Genomic DNA, 16,945 nt, shown 5'->3' with positions numbered 1-16,945 from the left:
TTACTCATGTAAGAGAACAGTTTCTGGAGGTGGCAATGGCGATCGGGTGGATCGACCGCATGCTCGACATCACGGCCAGTGCGTCGGCGGAGAAGCAGCGTCGCGGCACCTACGTCGAAGTGCTGCGCTACCTGCCCGACGGCGGCGTGGTCGACGACCAGAAGGCCGACGGCTCCCGGCTGGTGATCTACATCCAGCCTATCGCGGAGCCGGAGGTTCGGTGAGCAACGATGCTGGTGGTCAGGGCGTGCATCCCGAGCACGCCCTGACTCTGCTCAAGGAGCGGCTCCCCAAGTTGGCCGCGTACGCGGTGAAGATGGGGTGTTCAACCGCAGAAGCGGAAGACGTCGCCATCGACTCGATCATCAAGCTCCTGCACCGGTGTCCGGACATGGAGCCGATCGACAACGAACGAAGCTGGTTGTACAAGGTCGTGGGGAACGAGGCGAAGAAGATCGTCTCCAAGCGCGGCCGTTGTGTCTCCGAGGACGATCTGCTGCTCGGGATTCCGCAATGGAACGCGGCAGAACCCCATGTCGCGTACGAGCTGTTGGAGACGTTGCAGGCACTCGGAGAACTTCCGCTGGAACAGCGAGAAGCCGTGCTCCTCGCCGCTGACGGCCTCTCCTACGAGGAGATCGCCACGATCAGCGACGTGAGCGTCAGCGCTGCCAAACAACGTGTCAGTCGAGGACGAGCCACGCTCCGCGCCCTCACGGGCAGATCGAAACCGTCCGAACGCGACACTGCAGGTGAGGGGAGGAACCGATGACCAGCCCCGACCACGGGCCAGACGAGATCACACGTCGTTTGAACGACCTCGACGACGAGCTCAAGCGGATGTTCACCGCGCGCAGTCAGGACCCAGCCCTCCGAGCGGCCTTCCTGGCCAAGGTCGTTGTGCCGGAAGCCATCCCGAAGGAAGCTGCTCGGCCGCGTACCGGCGGTCCGAAGCAGACGGCAGCTCCAGGGAGGCCGCCGAGGAATGCTCGCACGCGCGAACGTCGTCCAGGCGACCGCCGAGCGCTAGAACGAACTCCAGCGCAGACGGCGTGGGTGTCGCTCGCCCCGTTGGTGGTCGCGGTGTCGATCTACCTGCTCACGAACGACTTGGAGATGGCTCTGTCTCTCTGCCTCGGGTTGTCTCTTGCCGTTCAACTGGTGAATCTGGTGCGAGATGGTGACCTGAAATGACCAGAACATGGCGAAGGCCGCCTCTCCGAAGCGGGGAAGCGGCCTCCGTCGAACCAAACTCAGTGCTGCGGCGCCCGGCGCGGACGACCCGCGCTGCTGCGCTCGGTCCGCCCGAACGCGCGGCCACCCTCGGACCGCTCCGACCGGCGCGGTCCACCGCGGAACTCGCCGCCCTCGGTGCGCCTGCCCGAACCACCGCGGTACTCACCGCGGCCGCTGCCACCGGCGGCGGGAGCGCCGAACCGGCGACCGCCACCGCTGCGGCGGGCCGGCTTCTCGCGCTCGATGATCGGCTCGCCCGACGGCGTGCGCGCGCCGGTGATGCGGACCAGGTCGTCGTCGCCGGGGCGCACCTTCGTGCTCTCCGGGCGGATGCCCGCGCGCTGGGCCATGCCCTGGACGGCGCGGCGCTGGTCGTGCGTGACCAGGGTGACGACCGTGCCGGACTGGCCTGCGCGAGCCGTGCGGCCCGCGCGGTGCAGGTAGTCCTTCGGGTCGGCCGGCGGGTCGACGTGGACGACGAGCGAGACGTCGTCGACGTGAATGCCGCGGGCCGCCACGTCCGTCGCGATCAGGACGGGCGTGGTGCCCTCGCGGAACTCGCCGAGCACGCGGGTGCGCGCGCTCTGGGCCTTGCCGCCGTGCAGGGCGCCCGCGTGGACGCCGACCGAGCGGAGCTTCTTGGCGAGGCGGTCGACGTGGTGCTTGGTGCGCACGAACATGATCGTGCGGCCCTCGCGCGCGGCCACCTCGGTCACCACCGTCTGCTTGTCCTCGGCGGACACGAACAGCAGGTGGTGCTCCATGGTCGTGACGCTCGCGGTCGGCGGGGCCACCGAGTGCGTCACCGGGGAGTGCAGGTACTGGCGGACCAGCTTGTCCACGTCGCCGTCGAGCGTCGCGGAGAACAGCAGGCGCTGCCCGTCCTGCGGGGTCAGGTCGAGGATCGCGCGGACCTGGGGCATGAAGCCCATGTCCGCCATCTGGTCGGCCTCGTCCAGCGCGGTGATCTCGACCTGGGACAGGTCGCAGGTCTCCTGGCGGACGTGGTCGGACAGCCGGCCCGGCGTGGCGATCAGCAGGTCGACGCCGCGGCGCAGGTGGTCGATCTGACGCGGGAACGACGTGCCGCCGACGACCACGCGGCACCACAGGCCCAGCGCGCGGGCGTGCGGCATGAGCGCCGTCTCCACCTGCATCGCGAGCTCACGCGTCGGGACGAGGATCAGGCCGCGCGGCTTGTGCGGCAGCGAGCGGCCGCCCGCGAGGCGGGTCAGCATCGCGAGGCCGAACGCCAGCGTCTTGCCGGAGCCGGTCTGGCCGCGGCCGAGGATGTCCTTGCCCGACATCGAGTCGGGAAGGGTGGCCGCCTGGATGGGGAACGGCTCGGTGATCTCGTTGGCGGCGAGCGAACGGATCAAAGCGTCGGAGAGGCCGAGCTCGGCGAACGAGGGCAGCGGGCCTTCCGGCAGCGTGCTCTCGAAGTGCTCGGCGACGATCGGTTCCTCGACCCGCTGCTGCGGACGCGAGGAGTTGCCCTGGCGACCCGAGCGGCGCCGCGGTGACCTGCGGCTCTGTCCGCGCTCGGAACGACCTTCGGACATGGATGGCAAAACAAACCTCCGAGACATGGCACGTCTCAAGGCTGCCCCGCGCTTGCCGCGGTGCCAGTTCACAAGGACGAGCCCGGCGTGGTGGTCACGCCTGAATGAGTGGGTGGACGCACCGGTCAACGGCCGTCAAGCCTTCATCGGTGCTCTTGCAGTCTAGCTGATCAATGGCAACCGCTCGCGCGCCCGGCAGTGTCGTTGGACACGGCCGGACGCGCAACGTGGGTCAGGCCATACCCGCCACGTCCAGCAGCGTTGCCACCAGCGAGGACGGGTCGCCGATCTCCGGCGGCAGGCCCCGGGAGGCGAACCAGCCGCAGACGTTGCGGACGTCGCGGTCGAGGAACTCCACGCCGCGGGGGTTCGCGACGAGATCGACCACCTGCGGCAGGTCGATCATGATCAGCCTGCCTTCGTGGACCATCAGGTTGTACGCCGAGAGGTCGCCGTGCGTCATGCCCGCCTCCGCGAGCGTCGACAGCGTCGCGACCAGCTGACGCCACAGGTCGAGCAGCTCGTCCTCGTCGGGACGGGTCTGCGCGAGCCGGGGAGCCGCGTTGCCCTCGGCGTCCCCGACGAACTCCAGCAGCAGCTCCGTGCCGCTGCGCTGCACCGGGTACGGCACGGGTGCGCCGATCTGCCACAGCTTCGAGAGTGCGGCGAACTCCGCGACCGCCCACTGCTCGGCGATCAGGTTGCGCCCGAACGCCGTGCGGTTCGCGATTGCCCGCGTCTCACGGGACTTCTTCATGCGACGACCCTCGAGGTACCCCGCGTCGCGGTGGAACATCCGGTGGTCGTTGCTGCGGTAGCGCTTCGCGGCGAGCAGGCTCGCCCTGTCGCCGATCGCGCGTTCGAGCAGGAAGACGTCCGCCTCCTTGCCGGTCTTCACGATGCCCAGCTCGCGGTCCACCGCGGCCAGTTCCGTGATGAGCCAGGCCGGGTGCGGTTTCGGACCCTGGTCGGCATCGCCCCACGTGGACCAGCGGTCGCCGTCCTCGGGGGTGTCGGCCGAGCTGAGCTGGTCCTCGCGCACTCGTGCGACGCGGACCTTCTCGGCCTCGGTCATGCGGCCGCGACGCGTGGGTTCCGCGTCGTCGCCGCGACTGGTGGTGCGCTTTCCCTTGCGCCGCATGGTGTCGTCGGCGCCTTCGAAAGCAGATTCGTAACGTTCGTAGAGATCGTGCTCGCGCACGGTGGGGTCTCCCAAGATCTGAAGGTGACCGCCCCACTGGCGCTCTGCGATCAAACGGTGCTGATCAGGCGCGAAGGGCGGCTGGACGGGTCGCGAGTGCGGTGCCGCGCCCAAAGACAGGCTCTGACATGTCGCACCTCCTCGATCCAGCTCCGTTGTCACGCTTCGGGGGAGAGCTTGCCGTGCGGTTCTGGTGCCCGCAACCGAATTAATCCGTGATCAGGTCTGCGGTCTTCGCACCCGTCGGGACCATGGTCAGTCCGGCCTTCTGCGCGAGCTTGACCAGGCCTTTCAGGTCGTTCGGCTCCGCGCTGGACCTCGCGATGGCACGGGCGAGCAGGCCCTTGTGCGCCTTGTTGAAGTGGCTGACGACCTTGCCCTCGCTCGTGACCACCCGGACGACGACGGCGTGCGGGATCTTCGCGAGGCTCGAGTACGCGCCGGACCGGAGGTCGACGACGAACTCGTCGGCGTCCTTGAGCACCGGCTCCAGCGAGGGCTTCCACAGCGTGCGCAGGCTGCCGTGGTCGGGCAGCACGCTGCCGCCGGACAACCGGTACGCGGGCACCGGATCGCCGCCGCGGACCGCCCCGAACAGGGCCGACGCGACCGCGAGCCGCTGGTAGGCGCGTTCCTTCTCGGCCTTCTTGAGCGAGGGGAAGTCGAGGTTGTCGTAGAGCACGCCGGTGTAGCGCAGCAGCGCGGGCGTCGTCTCCGACGAGCGCAGCCGCCCGTTGCGGTGCACCTCGTCGACCTGGCGTTCGGAGATGTCGAGCGCCTTGAGGCTCGCCGGGACGTTCTTCGCGAGATCGGCCAGCGCGGACACCAGCTTGTCGCGCACGGGGTTGAGCTCGGGGAACGACAGCGCGTCGAGGTCGAGCGGCGCGCCCTCGCCGCCGATCGCCTTGGTCTCCGACGGGGGAAGCAGCACCAGCACGGTCGAAAGCGTAGGGCAAAGCACGAAAACAGCTGGACAGGGCGTGGTCACCTGGAAGGCGTGGACGCACTCGACCGCCTGTACCGCTCGCTCGACGCCCGGCCGCGCCCCGAGGAGGTGGCGGTCCTCGTGCTGGAGGCGCTGCCGAACCCGACGCGCCGGGAGCGCGTGGTGATCGGCGGCGTCGCGGCGCACGCGTCGCGGTGGCACGGCTTCTCCGGGATGAGCGACGACTACGCCCGCCCGGTCGGAGCCGCGCGACAGGTCGCCGCCACCCGCCGCCTGTTCGCCGTGGACGGTGACGTGGACGCCGAGGACCCGGTGTCGGTGCTGGAGTTCGCGGCGCTGGCCGGCGCCGGCATCGGCTGGGACCCCTCGCGCACGGACTTCCTCGCCGACCGGCTGAACCGCGAGGCCCGCGCGTCGGCAGGCGTCGAGCTGTCGAAGCGGCAGTACAACCGCCGCTTCCGCATGCTGCGCAGGCTTTCCGCCAAGGCGGACCGCCTCGGCCGCGCCCAGGAACTGCGCCGCGCGACGCTGCTGGCGTCCGCGGGATTCGTGGGCGCGATCGACCGCGACCGCTTCCGCGCGGACGTCGGCGCGGCCTGCTTCGTCGCCTACTTCACGGCCCGCCGCAAGCTGCGCCGCGAGTTCAGCCTCGCGGGCCGCGAGAACCCGTTCGACCAGGTGGCCGACGTGCTCTTCGCGCGCTGCCGTGCTTCTACCGGCACGGACTGGGAGATGATCGCGCTGGCGCACCCGGCCTGGAACGTCCTGCGTCACCTGACGGCCGAACAGCTCGGCTCGCTGCTCGGCCGGTGGTCGGCGGCGACCCGTGCGCTCGCGTCGGTGCTCGGCGACCTGTGGCGCGGGTCCGATGTGGACCGCACGACCATGATCGTGCGCTCCGGCGTCGACTCGTCCACCTGGAACGCCTACGCCGGCGCCTACAACACCGCCCGCACGGCGTGGATCACCTGCCTGCACGCGGCGGGCCTCACGTCGCTGCTCGACACGGCCTGGCCGGGCAAGGCGATGCGGGTGATGGCGGCCGACCTCGCCTGGTGGCACCGGGAGACGGGCGGAGGCCTGCACCCCGACACGGCCGTGTGGGCCGCGTTGCCGCTGCCGTGGGAGGTGCTCGACGGGGTCGCGACGTGCACCCGTCAGGACGTCGAGGCGGCCTGCCGTGCGCACGGTGTGGACCCGGCACGCTCCTGGACCGCGCCGCGCAAGCACACGTTGATCGCGCGCTTCCGGCCGACCCCGGAGCTCGTGCACGGCGTGGCGGTGTCGGATCCGTTGTGGGCCATGGCTTTGCGGGGTGCGCGCGTGTTCAGCGGCAAGCCGGTGCGCACTTCGGAATTCGGTGGACAGGACGCTTCGGGCTGAGCAGGCTGGAGGGCGTTCGGTGGTAGCTCAGTGGTGGAGCGCCCGGCTCTGGGACCGGGTGGACGCCGGTTCGAGCCCGGCCCGCCGGACGCTTGGAACGCGTAGCTCAGTGGTAGAGCTCCGGCTCTTCATCCGGAGGGACGCCGGTTCGAGCCCGGCCGTGTTCCCTTGGGGACGCCTGCTACGGCAGGTGGTCTTGGTGGGCGTGCCGCACTCGCCGCTGTGGGCGGAGGGTGCGGCACGTGTCGCCTTGGGTGAGGCGGTGCACCGCGTGGGTGGTGTGTATGGCATGTGTCGCTTGGGTGCGGCGGTGTACCGCGTGGGTGGCGTGTGTGGCATGTGCCGCTTGGGTGCGGTGTGTGCCGCGTGGGTGCTGCGTATGGCGCGTGTCGCGTAGGTGCGGCGTGTGCCGCGTGGGTGGTGTGTATGGCATGTGTCGCGTAGGTGCGGCGTGCGCTGTGTGGCGATGTGTTCGGCAGGTGTCGCTTTAGGCGGCAGGGTGGCGCGCTTTGGTCGCACGGCGTTGAGCCGGCCGCGAACCGCCGTTCGGTGTCGGGCGGAGAAGCCGGGGCGCGAGGCGTGGCAGGTGTGAGCGCGCTGGTTGCCTGGGGCAGGTCAGGGGTCAGTGTGGTTCGGCCAGCGATGGCAGGTGAGTGCGCCGGCTGTCTGGGGCAGTCGTGAGAGCAGGCGTGGTTCGTCCTGCGGTGGCAGGTGACCGCACCGGCCGCCCGAGGCACGCCCGAGAGCCGGTGTCGTTCGGCCTGCCGTGGCAGCGTCGGTCAGGGTGCCTGCAGCGTCAGGTAGGCGAGGCCCATCGTCTCGCGCCACCCCCGCAGCCGCCAGCCGCGTTGCCTGTCGGCCTTCGCCCTGATGTCGGCGGCGTGCTCGGAGTCCGGGTTGTCGCGCAGCCAGCGTTCCCAGGCCCGGCCGTGGCCGTTCTCGAACACGTCCCACTCGTCGAGGCTCGCCTGTTCGGCGGCCAGCAGGCGGTAGCCGTGGTTGTGGGCCAGGTCCACGAGGTCTGCCAGCGAGCCGTACTGGTCGCGGGGGACCGGCATCGCGGCCAGGTGGGCCTCGGTGGGTTCCCGTTGCCAGAAGCCCTCGCCCAGCAGGAAACGGCCTCCCGGCTTGAGCAGCTTCCTGGCCTCTGTCAGCGCGTTCGCCGTGTGCTGCAACGGGTCTCCGCCCCACACCTGGCTGGCGCCGTTCACGATGACGGCGTCGGCCTGCCTGTCCGGGCGCCACTCGCCCACGTCGGCCACCACCAGGTCGACGCGGTCGGCCAGGCCTCGTGCGTCGGCGTTGGCTTGAGCCTGTGCGATGTCGACGGCGTTGCGGTCGACACCGGTGCCGGTGGCTGTGGGCGCGGCCTCCAGGGTCCGCAGGAGGAACTCCGCCCAGCCGCAGCCCAGGTCCAGCACGTGGGCGTGGTCGAGCGGCATCAGTGAGCGGATCAGGCGGGCCGCTCGTTCCTCGGACAGCGGTCCGTGGAACGTCACGTCCTCGTACAGCGGTGCGATCTTTGGTGGCGTCATCGCTCGCAGAATGGCCTTGATGGCGTCTTCGTGGCAACGCGTTATTCAGTTGTCGGGCTCAGCACCTCCCCGTAGCTTCAGTTGGCGTGGAACTCGTGTGGCGCCCGCTCACGACAGCGGACATCCCAGAGGTGGCCGCGCTCTACAACGCGGCCGAGGCGGTCGACGACACCGGCGAGCTGTTGTCCGAAGAGGACTTCGCCGAGACGTTCCGCGAGACCGACCTGCTCGGCGGGTCGGTGGCCGTGCTCGCGGGCGAAAGGCTTGCGGGCTATGGACTTGTCGCGTTGCGCGACAACCCCGTGGGCACGCACCGCGTCCGGCTCGACGGGGTCGTGCACCCCGAGTTCCGGCGTCGGGGCATTGGACTGCGGCTCCTGCCCCGTCTCGCGGAGCTGGCACGGGTACTCCACTTCGCGCGGCATCCAGGCATGCCGCTCATCGTGTGCACCATGGTGGAGAGCCGTTCTGCGGGGCACATCGCGCTGGTCGAGAAGCTCGGCTACAGCGCCGACCGCCACTTCTACGAGCTGGAGGTGGCACTGGGCGAGTCACTCGCCCAGGCGCCGATCCCGTCCGGCTACGAGATCGTGCCGTTCTCCGCTGCTCGTGACGAAGAGGCCAGGCTGGTCTGCAACGCGGCGTTCGCGCGGCACTGGGGCTCGGTCGAGCGCAGCCCCCAGGAATGGGCGGCGTCGTTCACCGACAGCCCCAGGTTCGTTCCGGAGTCCTCCTTCCTGGCGCTCTCACAGGGCGCCGTGGTCGGCTTCGTGCTCGCGCGGCACTACCCGGTCGTCGAGGAGATGACCGGCGTGCGCGAGCTGTGGATCGGGGACGTCGGCACCCTGGACGAGCACCGCGGGCGCGGGGTCGCCTCGGCACTGCTGGGCCGCACGCTGGCTCAGGGTGCGGAGAAGGGCTACCAGCGCGCGGGACTCTCCGTGGACACGGCCAACTCGACCGGAGCGCTCGGCCTGTACGAGCGCGCCGGGTTCGAGGTGGCGCGGACCTGGGTCGACTACGGGCTTCCGGTCGCGCTTTAGAGCTCTTCGCCGGCCTGGCCGACGCAGAACTGGTTGCCGTCCGGGTCGGCCAGCACGGACCACACCAGGCCGGGAACGCTGTGCACCCCGACCTCCGTGGCACCGAGGGCCTCCAGCCGCGCGACCTCCGCCAGGCGGTCGGGCACGTGCGAGTCGAAGTGGACTCTGTTCTTGCCCGGCGTGGCGTCCGGCACCTGCTGGAAGGCGAGCGCCGGGCCGGACCCGGTGTTCGGCGCGAGCACGATGAACTCACCCCAGTCGTTCTGGATCGTGGTGCCCAGGGCGGCCGTCCAGAACTCCGCGAGCTTGCGCGCGTCGCCCGTGTCGATCGTGATCATCTCAATGGTCAGCGGCATGGGAAGGACGCTACTCAGGGGGTCTGACAATTCCTGTCGTCGCAGGTCAGAGCCCAAGTGAAGCACCGCGCGCGATTTCGGGGAACGCCCAACCAGTACGCTGTTTCAACTGCCCGTGAACGAGGAGTACCCACCGTGATCACCAGGATGTCGTCGCTGTTCCTGCGCACCCTTCGCGAGGATCCGGCGGACGCCGAAGTGCCCAGCCACAAGCTGCTGGTGCGCGCCGGCTACGTCCGCCGCGTCGCGCCGGGCGGGTACACCTGGCTGCCGCTGGGGCTCAAGGTCCTGCGCAACATCGAGGCCGTCGTCCGCGAGGAGATGGACGCCTTCGGCGCGCAGGAGATCCAGTTCCCCGCGCTGCTGCCCAAGGAGCCCTACGAGGCGACGAACCGGTGGACCGAGTACGGCCCCAACCTGTTCCGCCTCAAGGACCGCAAGGGCGCCGACTACCTCCTCGGTCCCACGCACGAGGAGATGTTCACCCTCACCGTGAAGGGTGAGTACAGCTCGTACAAGGACTACCCCGTCACGCTGTACCAGATCCAGACCAAGTACCGCGACGAGGCGCGTCCCCGCGCGGGCATCCTGCGCGGCCGCGAGTTCCTGATGAAGGACTCGTACTCGTTCGACCTCACCGACGAGGGCCTAAGCGAGTCGTACAAGAACCACCGCGACGCCTACATCCGCATCTTCGACCGGCTCGGCCTGGAGTACGTGATCGTCTCCGCCACGTCCGGCGCGATGGGCGGCTCGGCGTCCGAGGAGTTCCTGGCCGTCGCCGAGACGGGCGAGGACACGTTCGTGCGCAGCACCGAGTCGGGCTACGCGGCGAACGTCGAGGCCGTCGCGACGCCCGCGCCCGCCGAGCAGTCGATCGACGACAAGCCCGCCGCGCAGGTGCACCACACGCCGGCGACGCCCACCATCGAGACGCTGGTCGACTTCCTCAACGCCAACACCGACCGCAAGTTCACCGCGGCGGACACGTTGAAGAACGTCCTCGTGAAGCTCAAGCACCCCGGCAAGGACTGGGAGCTGCTCGCCGTCGCCGTCCCCGGTGACCGCGAGGTCGACTTCAAGCGCCTGGAGGCGGCGCTGGAGCCCGCCGAGGTCGCGATGGTCGACGAGGCCGACTTCGCCAAGAACTCGTTCCTGGTCAAGGGGTACATCGGTCCGGGCGCGATCCAGGCGAACGGCATCCGCTTCCTCGCCGATCCCCGTGTCGTCACGGGCACCGCGTGGGTGACCGGCGCCGACAAGGCCGACCACCACGTCGTCGACCTGGTGGCGGGCCGCGACTTCACGCCCGACGGCGTCATCGACGTCGCCGAGGTCCGCGAGGGCGACGCGTCCCCGGACGGCAAGGGCGTGCTGGTCGCCGCACGCGGCATCGAGATCGGCCACATCTTCCAGCTCGGCCGCAAGTACGCGGACGCGTTCTCGCTCGACGCGCTCGGCCCGGACTCCAAGCCCGTCCGCATCACCATGGGCTCGTACGGCGTCGGCGTCTCGCGGCTCGTCGCGGCCATCGCGGAGCAGTCGCACGACGACCGCGGCCTGATCTGGCCCCGCAACGTCGCGCCCGCCGACGTCCACGTCGTGGTGGCAGGCAAGGACGAGACGCTGCTGAACGCGGGCGAGGACTTCGCGAAGCAGCTCAGCGCCAAGGGCCTCAAGGTGCTGCTGGACGACCGCAAGGCGAGCCCCGGCGTGAAGTTCGCGGACGCCGAGCTCGTCGGCATCCCGACGATCCTGGTGATCGGCCGCGGGTTGAAGGACGGCAACGTCGAGGTCAAGGACCGCCGCTCGGGCGAGCGCGTCGAGGTGCCGGTGGCGGAGGCCGTCGACCACCTGGTGCGGGTCGTCACGGGCTGAGATCGGTGATCGGACGCCGGGCTGCGCTGGGGCGCGGTCCGGCGTTCGGCGTTTGTGGGGGCGGGACCGCGGGGACGGGGAGTGGGTTGGTGCCGCGGGACTGCGGGGTTGGGGGAGCGGCATGTGGGGTGGGCTGCGGATGGGGAGCGGGCTTGTGGGGGCCGCGGGGCTGGGGGAGCGGGTTTGTGGGGCAGAGCCGCGGGATGGGGGCCGGGCTTGTGGGGCGGCTCCGCCGGTGGCTGGGTTGACGAGGCGGCTGCCTGTGAAGGTGGCTGGGGCGGTGTGGCCAGGCGGCGAGGGCAGCGGCCTGTGACGAAGGCGCGGCTGAGGCCTGAGCCGACAGTCTGTGGCGGTGGCTCGGCCCGCGGCAGGTGGCGCGTTTGAGCGAGCGGGCACAGGAGAGGGCGCGGTTCAGTTGCCGGTGAGGGTCGCTGGCGGCCCTCGACGCGGCGGCGTGGAACGCGGGATTACGAGGTCAACGCGCGGTTACGAGGTCGGGATCAGCGAGTCGACCATCTTCTGGAGGTCGGCCTCCTTGAGCAACGGCGGGGTGGCGCCGCCTCCGCCGCCCTCCAGGTCGCCGTTCACGGCGAGGACGTGCAGCTTGTTGCTGCCGTTGAGCACCACGACCTTGACCATTCCCTTGCCGGCCAGGCACTTGTTGCCGGTCTGGGTGACGGTGGCGTCGACCTGCACGCCGTCGATGGTGACCTTCTTGCCGTCCTTCTGGGTGTGCTGGATCTTCACCGGCTTGGGCTCGGTCGTGGAGACCTTGGGGTCGCCGCCGGACGAGTAGTACTGCGCGGCGAGGGCCTTGGTGAAGTCGGTGGCCGCCTTGTTGATGTCGCTCTTGGGGAGCAGCGTGCCGCCGTTGGTGCCCTTGGTGAACGGCTTGCCCTCGCACGTGTAGTCGCCGTAGGTGGTGATGCCGGACAGCGAGATGCCCGGGATGCCCTCCACCGGCACCTTGGCGTCGGCGATGACGTCCCAGGTCTTCGGGACCTCGTAGTTGTAGCCGAGCGCCGTCTCGACGCACTGCACGCCCTCGTTCTTCGGGCACGCGGCGTCCGTCGGCTGCGCTGAGGTGCTGGTCGTGGTGGACGTCGTCGGCTGTGCCGTGGTGCCGCCAGAGCCCGACTGCGAGACCAGCAGCCACGTGATGCCGCCGCCGACGAGCAGCACCAGGACGACGGCGCCGATCACCAGCCAGAGCGTCTTGTTGCTCTTCTTCGGCGGCTCGTTGTCGAAGCCGCCGTACACGCCGAGGCCGCCGTACCCGCCGTAGCCCTGCTGCGGGAACTGGTTCTGGTCGGTGTAGCCGCCCTGCTGCGGGAAACCACCCGTCTGCGGATAGCCGCCCGTCTGGTAGCCACCGCTCTGATAGTCACCCTGTTGTTGCTGGCCCCAGCCCTGCTGGTCGTTCCAGCCGCCCTGCCCGCCGCCACCTGGGTACGTCACGGGCGAAACGGTACCTGGTGGGTCTGACAGCGGCTTAATTCATCAAGCGTTGACCTGGCTGACGTCCTGGGCGTAGCGTGCCGGTTAAATTCAACGCTTGATGAACTAAGGAGTTAGATGATGCGCACCGCGCTGGTCACCGCCGTCGCAGGCGCGGTGGTGGCCTTTCTCCTGGGACTGCTGACCTTCGGTGTGCAGGCGACCGTGCACCCGCACGACGTCCCGCTCGCCGTCGTCGCACCTCCGCCGATCGCGGAGAGGGTGCGGGCGGCCGACTCCGCCGAGGTCGACATCAGGGTCGTGTCCGCGGACGAGGCCCGGATCCTCCTGCGAGACAAGGAGGTCTACGGGGTTCTGGAGATCGCGCCCGGCCAGGCGACGATCCTGCTGAGTCCCGCCGTCAACCCGTCCGGCACGCAGGTCGCGCAGCAGGTGCTGACCGGCGTCGCGCAAGGTGCCGGGTTGCCGGTCAAGGTCGAGACGCAGGCCGTGTCCGCGGCCGAACGCACGGCGCCGCTCGCCGCGAGCGCGCTGCTGTGGGTCGGCGGGATGATCGCCGGACTGCTGTTCGTGGTGCTGAAGGGTCAGCGCGGGAGGTGGTTGTCGGCGACGGGCGCCGCAGTCCTCGTCACCGGCTCGACCGTCGGACTGCTGGCGTGGTGGGGCGTCACGCTCAACGCGCAGGCGCTCGTGTTCCTGCTCGCCGTCGCCGTCTCGTTCGCACTGCTGCAGGCCGGCCTCTTCAAGCACCTCGGCATCCGCGCGATGGGTGTCCTGGGCCTGCTCTACCTGATGGCGCCGGCCGTCGCGGGGCAGGTGCCGGAGCTGCTCAACCCGGCGTACAGGGCGGTGCTGTGGTCGTGGACGCCGTTCAGGTTCTCGGCGGAAGGCCTGCGCAGCCTCATGTACGACGGGTCCGTCAGCACCGAGTGGTGGGTGTTCGGCGGGATCGCGCTCCTCGGCGTCGTGCTGCTGCTAGCCGGCAAGAAAGCTCAGACGGACCGTGCGGACGGGGTTGTCGACGTTGGTGTCGACGAGGCAGATGGACTGCCAAGTGCCGAGCGTCAGCACACCGCCTAGAACCGGGATCGTCGCGTAAGGCGGCACCAGCGCGGGCATCACGTGGTCACGACCGTGGCCAGGCGTGCCGTGCCGGTGCCGCCACCGGACGTCTCGCGGCAGGATGCGTTCCAACGCGGTCAGCAGGTCGTCGTCGCTGCCCGCGCCCGTCTCGATGATGGCGACGCCCGCCGTCGCGTGCGGCACCCACACGTGCAGCAGGCCGTCGCCGTCCTCGCCGTCGAGGAACCGCTGGCAGTCCCGCGTCAGATCGTGGACGACCTCGTCGGAGCCGGTGCGGATCTGGATCTCCTCGCTGCGCATGACCTCAGATCTTACGAACGACCCGTGCCGGGTTGCCGACCGCGAGCACGTGAGCAGGCAGATCACGCGTCACGACACTGCCCGCGCCCACGACCGTGTTGTTGCCGATGGTCACGCCGGGACACACGATCACACCGCCGCCGAACCACACCTTGTCGCCGATGACGATCGGCGCGGTCGTCTCCCAGCCCGCGATGCGCGCGTCGTGGTCCTCGATCGGGTGCAACGCGGTCAGCAGCTGCACGTTCGGTCCCATCATCACGTGGTCGCCGATGGTCACCGGGCCGCAGTCGAGGATGACGCCGCCGTAGTTCATGAAGCTGTTCGCGCCCACGCGCGTGTTGTAGCCGTACTCGATCTGCAGGCGCTGCATGAACGTCGTGTTCTCGCCGATCTCCGCCACGAACCCCTTGAGGATGTCGTACATCCCGTCGAGGTCCTCCGGGTCGTGCGCGTTGAACCGCGCCATCTCACGCCAGCCGCGGCGCCGGTCCGCGTCGAGCTCGGGATCCGCTGGCAGGTAGGGCTCGCCGTTGATCATCTTCTCGCGGTTGGTTCCCATGAGGACTCAGTATCGTCACGGGCATGCGCGTGCTCTTCGCCAGCATGGCCACCGTTGGCCACACATACCCGTTGATCCCGTTGGCGCAGGCGATGCACAAGGCCGGGCACGAGGTGCACTTCGCGGTCGGCGAGGACATGCACCCGGTCCTCGGGAAGCTCGGGTTGCGGCCGTTCCGGCCGGGCATGGTGTTCGGGGAGATCTACGCCGAGGACATCGCGCAGGAGCTGGAGCGGTTGCTGCCCGACCTCGTGATCGGCGAGTGGGCCGTGCCCGAGGTCGTCTCCGAGGCCCGGCGCCGCGGGTTTCCCGCGCTGTGGCACGGGTTCGGGCGGATGTTCCCGGACGGCATCGGGCTCGTGCGGCCCACCGGCGGACGGCACCTCGACATCTGCCCGCCCTCGCTGCAGGACCCCGACTTCCTCCGGGAGGACCGGATTCCGCTGCGGCCCGTGCCGTTCTCGCCGCCCGGTGACGTGCCGGACCGCACGGCGGGGAAGCTGATCTACCTCACGCTCGGCACCGCGTTCGGCACGCGGGAGCTGCTCGCCGAGGCGGTCGTGGGGCTCGGCAAGCTCACCGAGGCGCAGGTGGTCGTGGCCGCGCCGCGCGTGGAGCTGCCCAGGCTGCCGCCGAACGTCACGGTGTACCCGTGGCTGCCTCAGGCCGAGGTGCTCCGGTACGCGGACGTCGCCGTGCACCACGGCGGCAGCGGCACGATGCTGGGCGCGCTCGCCGCCGGGGTGCCCCAGGTGGTGCTGCCGCAGGGGGCCGACCAGTTCGGCAACGCCGGCGCGCTCGTCGCGGCCGGTGCGGCGCTGCGTCCCGCGGCGTTCAGCGCCGGGCCGATCGCGGATGCCGTGCGGCAGCTGTTCGCCGACTCGTCCTACCGGGAAGCCGCTGGTCAGATAGCTCGGGAGATACGTCACACGCCCTCGCCGGAAGAAGTTGCGGACAGTCTGGCCGACGTTGTGTAACACTGTTTTTTATGAAGGCAAGCCGCCTGCGCTTCGGGATGAACCTGTGGCCGCCGTTCCTGTTCGCCGGCATCCGCGTCGAGGAGATCTCGCCGGACTACCGGTATGCGCGCGTGCGGATGCGCCTGCGTCCGTGGAACCGCAACTTCTTCGGCACCCACTTCGGCGGCTCGCTGTTCGCGATGACCGACCCGTTCTGGGTGTTGCTGCTGTTCAACCAGCTCAAGGGCGAGCACGTGGTGTGGGACCAGGCCGGTGAGATCGAGTTCGTCGCGCCCGGCCGCGGCACCGTGACCGCGGAGTTCCGGCTGACCGACGAGCACGTCGAGCAGGTGCTGGAACGGACCAGGGGCAGCGAGAAGGTTTTGATCTGGTTCGACACGGACGTCGTCGGGCAGGATGGGACCGTGATCGCACGGGTGAAGAAGCAGGTCTACGCGCGACGCAAGCGCGACAAGCAGCTCGCGCATGCGTGAGGCCTTCGGAGCGGGTTTCGACGTCCAGCCCGGTTACCTGAACACGGCGTCCATCGGGGTGCCACCACGGCACGTCGCCGACGCAGTGATGGCCTCGCACGAACGGTGGCGGCGCGGCGAGGACACGTCGTCGACGTTCAACGACGCCGTGGAGACCTCCCGCGAGGCGTTCGGCCGGGTGGTCGGCGTGCCCGCGGCCTCGGTCGCCTGCGGCGCCACGGTGTCGCAGTTCGTGTCGCTGGTCGCGCAGTCGCTCCCGGCCGGCTCGAAGATCTACGTCGATCCCGGTGACTTCACCAGCGTCACGCTGCCGTTCGTCGCCGCCGGGCACCGGATCGTGTCCACAGTGGACGAGTGCGACCTCGTCGCGCTGAGCGTGGTCCAGTCCTCGGACGGCAGGATCGCGGACCTCGAAGCGCTTGAGGCGTCCGGCAAACCGGTGCTGCTCGACGTGTCGCAGGCCGCCGGGTGGATGCCACTGTCGTTGGCGTGGGCCGATTTCGTCGTCGGCGTGGCCTACAAGTGGCTGATGGCACCGCGCGGCGCGGCCTGGATGGCGGTGCGTCCGGACCGGATGGACTTCCTCAAGCCGTTGGCGGCCAACTGGTACAGCACGGGCGAGAACTACGGCACCGAACTCGTGCTCCGTTCGGACGCACGGCGGTTCGACCTCTCGCCCACGTGGTCCTCGCACGTCGGTGCGGCAGTCGCGCTGCCGTGGGTGGCCTCTTTGGACCTCGAATCAGTGCGCGCGCACTGCGTGGGTCTGACGGATCGCCTCCTGACCGGACTGGGCCTGCCTCCGAACGGCTCGGCGATCGTCTCGATCGGCATGCCACCCGTTCAGGGCGTCGTTTCCTCGGTTCGCGCTGGTCGCACGCGGTATGCGTGTCACCTTTACAACACGATCGAGGACGTTGATCGGGTGCTCGAAGCGCTCACCTGACTG

At 69.8% G+C, this 16,945-nt stretch carries 18 protein-coding genes and 2 tRNA genes; 12 read left to right on the top strand and 8 right to left on the bottom strand.

The genetic code is table 11. The annotated features are described in order from the left end of the window. Positions 1–35: 35 nt before the first annotated feature. Genes ACFWN2_RS34165 through ACFWN2_RS34155 form a run of 3 tightly spaced genes read left to right on the top strand, consistent with a single transcriptional unit; the run spans position 36 to position 1,194 of the window. Entirely contained in the window at positions 36–224 is a 189-nt protein-coding gene (locus tag ACFWN2_RS34165; protein WP_382434522.1) for a hypothetical protein, read from the top strand. Next, complete coding sequence (locus tag ACFWN2_RS34160) at positions 221–772, top strand: RNA polymerase sigma factor (RefSeq protein ID WP_382434520.1); 552 nt, start codon at positions 221–223, stop codon at positions 770–772. The genes ACFWN2_RS34165 and ACFWN2_RS34160 overlap by 4 nt, the downstream gene beginning before the upstream one ends. Then, the gene (locus ACFWN2_RS34155) at positions 769–1,194 is read left to right on the top strand and encodes a hypothetical protein (RefSeq protein WP_382434518.1); all 426 of its coding nucleotides are present in this window, start codon (positions 769–771) and stop codon (positions 1,192–1,194) included. The genes ACFWN2_RS34160 and ACFWN2_RS34155 overlap by 4 nt, the downstream gene beginning before the upstream one ends. A 59-nt stretch (positions 1,195–1,253) precedes the next feature. Here the strand turns inward: ACFWN2_RS34155 and ACFWN2_RS34150 are convergent, their stop codons facing one another. The 3 genes from ACFWN2_RS34150 to yaaA form a co-directional block, all read right to left on the bottom strand. Then, positions 1,254–2,798: a DEAD/DEAH box helicase gene (locus ACFWN2_RS34150; protein WP_382434517.1), complete on the bottom strand. Its 1,545-nt coding sequence runs from the start codon at positions 2,796–2,798 to the stop codon at positions 1,254–1,256. A gap of 232 nt (positions 2,799–3,030) precedes the next feature. After that, the gene (locus tag ACFWN2_RS34145) at positions 3,031–3,999 is read right to left on the bottom strand and encodes a serine protein kinase RIO (protein ID WP_382434516.1); all 969 of its coding nucleotides are present in this window, start codon (positions 3,997–3,999) and stop codon (positions 3,031–3,033) included. 208 nt (positions 4,000–4,207) lie between these two features. Next, positions 4,208–4,936 (bottom strand): peroxide stress protein YaaA, encoded by a 729-nt coding sequence (gene yaaA / locus ACFWN2_RS34140; RefSeq protein ID WP_382434515.1) that lies wholly within the window; start codon positions 4,934–4,936, stop codon positions 4,208–4,210. 60 nt (positions 4,937–4,996) lie between these two features. On the opposite strand from yaaA, the gene ACFWN2_RS34135 reads away from it, so the two are divergent. From ACFWN2_RS34135 to ACFWN2_RS34125, 3 genes are all read left to right on the top strand, one after another. Continuing rightward, positions 4,997–6,328 carry a hypothetical protein gene (locus ACFWN2_RS34135; RefSeq protein WP_382434514.1) on the top strand — a complete coding sequence of 444 codons (1,332 nt, stop codon included), beginning with the start codon at positions 4,997–4,999 and terminating at the stop codon, positions 6,326–6,328. Between the two features lie 16 nt (positions 6,329–6,344). Continuing rightward, positions 6,345–6,417: transfer RNA gene (locus ACFWN2_RS34130), tRNA-Gln, on the top strand. Between the two features lie 6 nt (positions 6,418–6,423). Next, positions 6,424–6,495: transfer RNA gene (locus tag ACFWN2_RS34125), tRNA-Lys, on the top strand. 612 nt (positions 6,496–7,107) lie between these two features. Here ACFWN2_RS34125 and ACFWN2_RS34120 read toward each other — a convergent pair. Then, positions 7,108–7,863, bottom strand: a complete 756-nt coding sequence (locus tag ACFWN2_RS34120; protein ID WP_382434512.1) for an SAM-dependent methyltransferase — start codon at positions 7,861–7,863, stop codon at positions 7,108–7,110. Between the two features lie 86 nt (positions 7,864–7,949). On the opposite strand from ACFWN2_RS34120, the gene ACFWN2_RS34115 reads away from it, so the two are divergent. After that, positions 7,950–8,906, top strand: coding sequence for a GNAT family N-acetyltransferase (locus ACFWN2_RS34115; protein ID WP_382434510.1), 957 nt, complete (start codon positions 7,950–7,952; stop codon positions 8,904–8,906). On the opposite strand, the gene ACFWN2_RS34110 is transcribed toward ACFWN2_RS34115, so the two are convergent. Continuing rightward, positions 8,903–9,262, bottom strand: coding sequence for a VOC family protein (locus ACFWN2_RS34110; protein WP_382434508.1), 360 nt, complete (start codon positions 9,260–9,262; stop codon positions 8,903–8,905). The two genes, ACFWN2_RS34115 and ACFWN2_RS34110, sit on opposite strands and share 4 nt — an antisense overlap. 135 nt (positions 9,263–9,397) lie before the next feature. Between ACFWN2_RS34110 and ACFWN2_RS34105 the strand changes: the two genes are divergently transcribed. Beyond that, on the top strand, positions 9,398–11,140 hold the full coding sequence (locus ACFWN2_RS34105; RefSeq protein WP_382434506.1) for a proline--tRNA ligase: 1,743 nt from the start codon (positions 9,398–9,400) through the stop codon (positions 11,138–11,140). 486 nt (positions 11,141–11,626) lie between these two features. Here the strand turns inward: ACFWN2_RS34105 and ACFWN2_RS34100 are convergent, their stop codons facing one another. Next, entirely contained in the window at positions 11,627–12,598 is a 972-nt protein-coding gene (locus ACFWN2_RS34100; protein ID WP_382434504.1) for a hypothetical protein, read from the bottom strand. A gap of 117 nt (positions 12,599–12,715) precedes the next feature. On the opposite strand from ACFWN2_RS34100, the gene ACFWN2_RS34095 reads away from it, so the two are divergent. Further along, a complete protein-coding gene (locus ACFWN2_RS34095; RefSeq protein WP_382434503.1) occupies positions 12,716–13,678 on the top strand; it encodes an ABC transporter permease in 963 nt (320 codons plus the stop codon). On the opposite strand, the gene ACFWN2_RS34090 is transcribed toward ACFWN2_RS34095, so the two are convergent. Continuing rightward, positions 13,574–13,981: a YjbQ family protein gene (locus tag ACFWN2_RS34090; protein ID WP_382434502.1), complete on the bottom strand. Its 408-nt coding sequence runs from the start codon at positions 13,979–13,981 to the stop codon at positions 13,574–13,576. The two genes, ACFWN2_RS34095 and ACFWN2_RS34090, sit on opposite strands and share 105 nt — an antisense overlap. Positions 13,982–13,985: 4 nt before the next feature. Beyond that, entirely contained in the window at positions 13,986–14,543 is a 558-nt protein-coding gene (locus tag ACFWN2_RS34085) for a sugar O-acetyltransferase (protein ID WP_382434501.1), read from the bottom strand. A gap of 23 nt (positions 14,544–14,566) precedes the next feature. Here ACFWN2_RS34085 and ACFWN2_RS34080 point away from each other — a divergent pair, with 23 nt between their 5' ends. From ACFWN2_RS34080 to ACFWN2_RS34070, 3 genes are read left to right on the top strand one after another with little or no spacing between them, the layout of a single operon-like run. Then, complete coding sequence (locus tag ACFWN2_RS34080) at positions 14,567–15,520, top strand: glycosyltransferase (protein ID WP_382434500.1); 954 nt, start codon at positions 14,567–14,569, stop codon at positions 15,518–15,520. Between the two features lie 11 nt (positions 15,521–15,531). Beyond that, positions 15,532–15,996: a DUF4442 domain-containing protein gene (locus ACFWN2_RS34075; protein ID WP_382434499.1), complete on the top strand. Its 465-nt coding sequence runs from the start codon at positions 15,532–15,534 to the stop codon at positions 15,994–15,996. Further along, the gene (locus ACFWN2_RS34070) at positions 15,989–16,942 is read left to right on the top strand and encodes an aminotransferase class V-fold PLP-dependent enzyme (protein ID WP_382434497.1); all 954 of its coding nucleotides are present in this window, start codon (positions 15,989–15,991) and stop codon (positions 16,940–16,942) included. Before ACFWN2_RS34075 ends, ACFWN2_RS34070 begins: the two co-directional genes overlap by 8 nt. Positions 16,943–16,945: the final 3 nt, after the last annotated feature.

Origin of the sequence: Lentzea sp. NPDC058436, assembly GCF_042721515.1 — a bacterium.
Lineage (GTDB): Bacteria > Actinomycetota > Actinomycetes > Mycobacteriales > Pseudonocardiaceae > Lentzea.
This window is presented reverse-complemented; position numbering and strand designations above follow the sequence as displayed.

Coding starts and splice junctions, on each gene's coding strand:
- ACFWN2_RS34165 (WP_382434522.1), top strand. CDS start 36: ATGGCGATCGGGTGGATCGACCGCATGCTCGACATCACGGCCAGTGCG.
- ACFWN2_RS34155 (WP_382434518.1), top strand. CDS start 769: ATGACCAGCCCCGACCACGGGCCAGACGAGATCACACGTCGTTTGAAC.
- ACFWN2_RS34150 (WP_382434517.1), bottom strand. CDS start 2,798: ATGTCCGAAGGTCGTTCCGAGCGCGGACAGAGCCGCAGGTCACCGCGG.
- ACFWN2_RS34120 (WP_382434512.1), bottom strand. CDS start 7,863: ATGACGCCACCAAAGATCGCACCGCTGTACGAGGACGTGACGTTCCAC.
- ACFWN2_RS34110 (WP_382434508.1), bottom strand. CDS start 9,262: ATGCCGCTGACCATTGAGATGATCACGATCGACACGGGCGACGCGCGC.
- ACFWN2_RS34095 (WP_382434503.1), top strand. CDS start 12,716: ATGATGCGCACCGCGCTGGTCACCGCCGTCGCAGGCGCGGTGGTGGCC.
- ACFWN2_RS34090 (WP_382434502.1), bottom strand. CDS start 13,981: ATGCGCAGCGAGGAGATCCAGATCCGCACCGGCTCCGACGAGGTCGTC.
- ACFWN2_RS34085 (WP_382434501.1), bottom strand. CDS start 14,543: ATGGGAACCAACCGCGAGAAGATGATCAACGGCGAGCCCTACCTGCCA.
- ACFWN2_RS34080 (WP_382434500.1), top strand. CDS start 14,567: ATGCGCGTGCTCTTCGCCAGCATGGCCACCGTTGGCCACACATACCCG.
- ACFWN2_RS34075 (WP_382434499.1), top strand. CDS start 15,532: ATGAAGGCAAGCCGCCTGCGCTTCGGGATGAACCTGTGGCCGCCGTTC.
- ACFWN2_RS34070 (WP_382434497.1), top strand. CDS start 15,989: ATGCGTGAGGCCTTCGGAGCGGGTTTCGACGTCCAGCCCGGTTACCTG.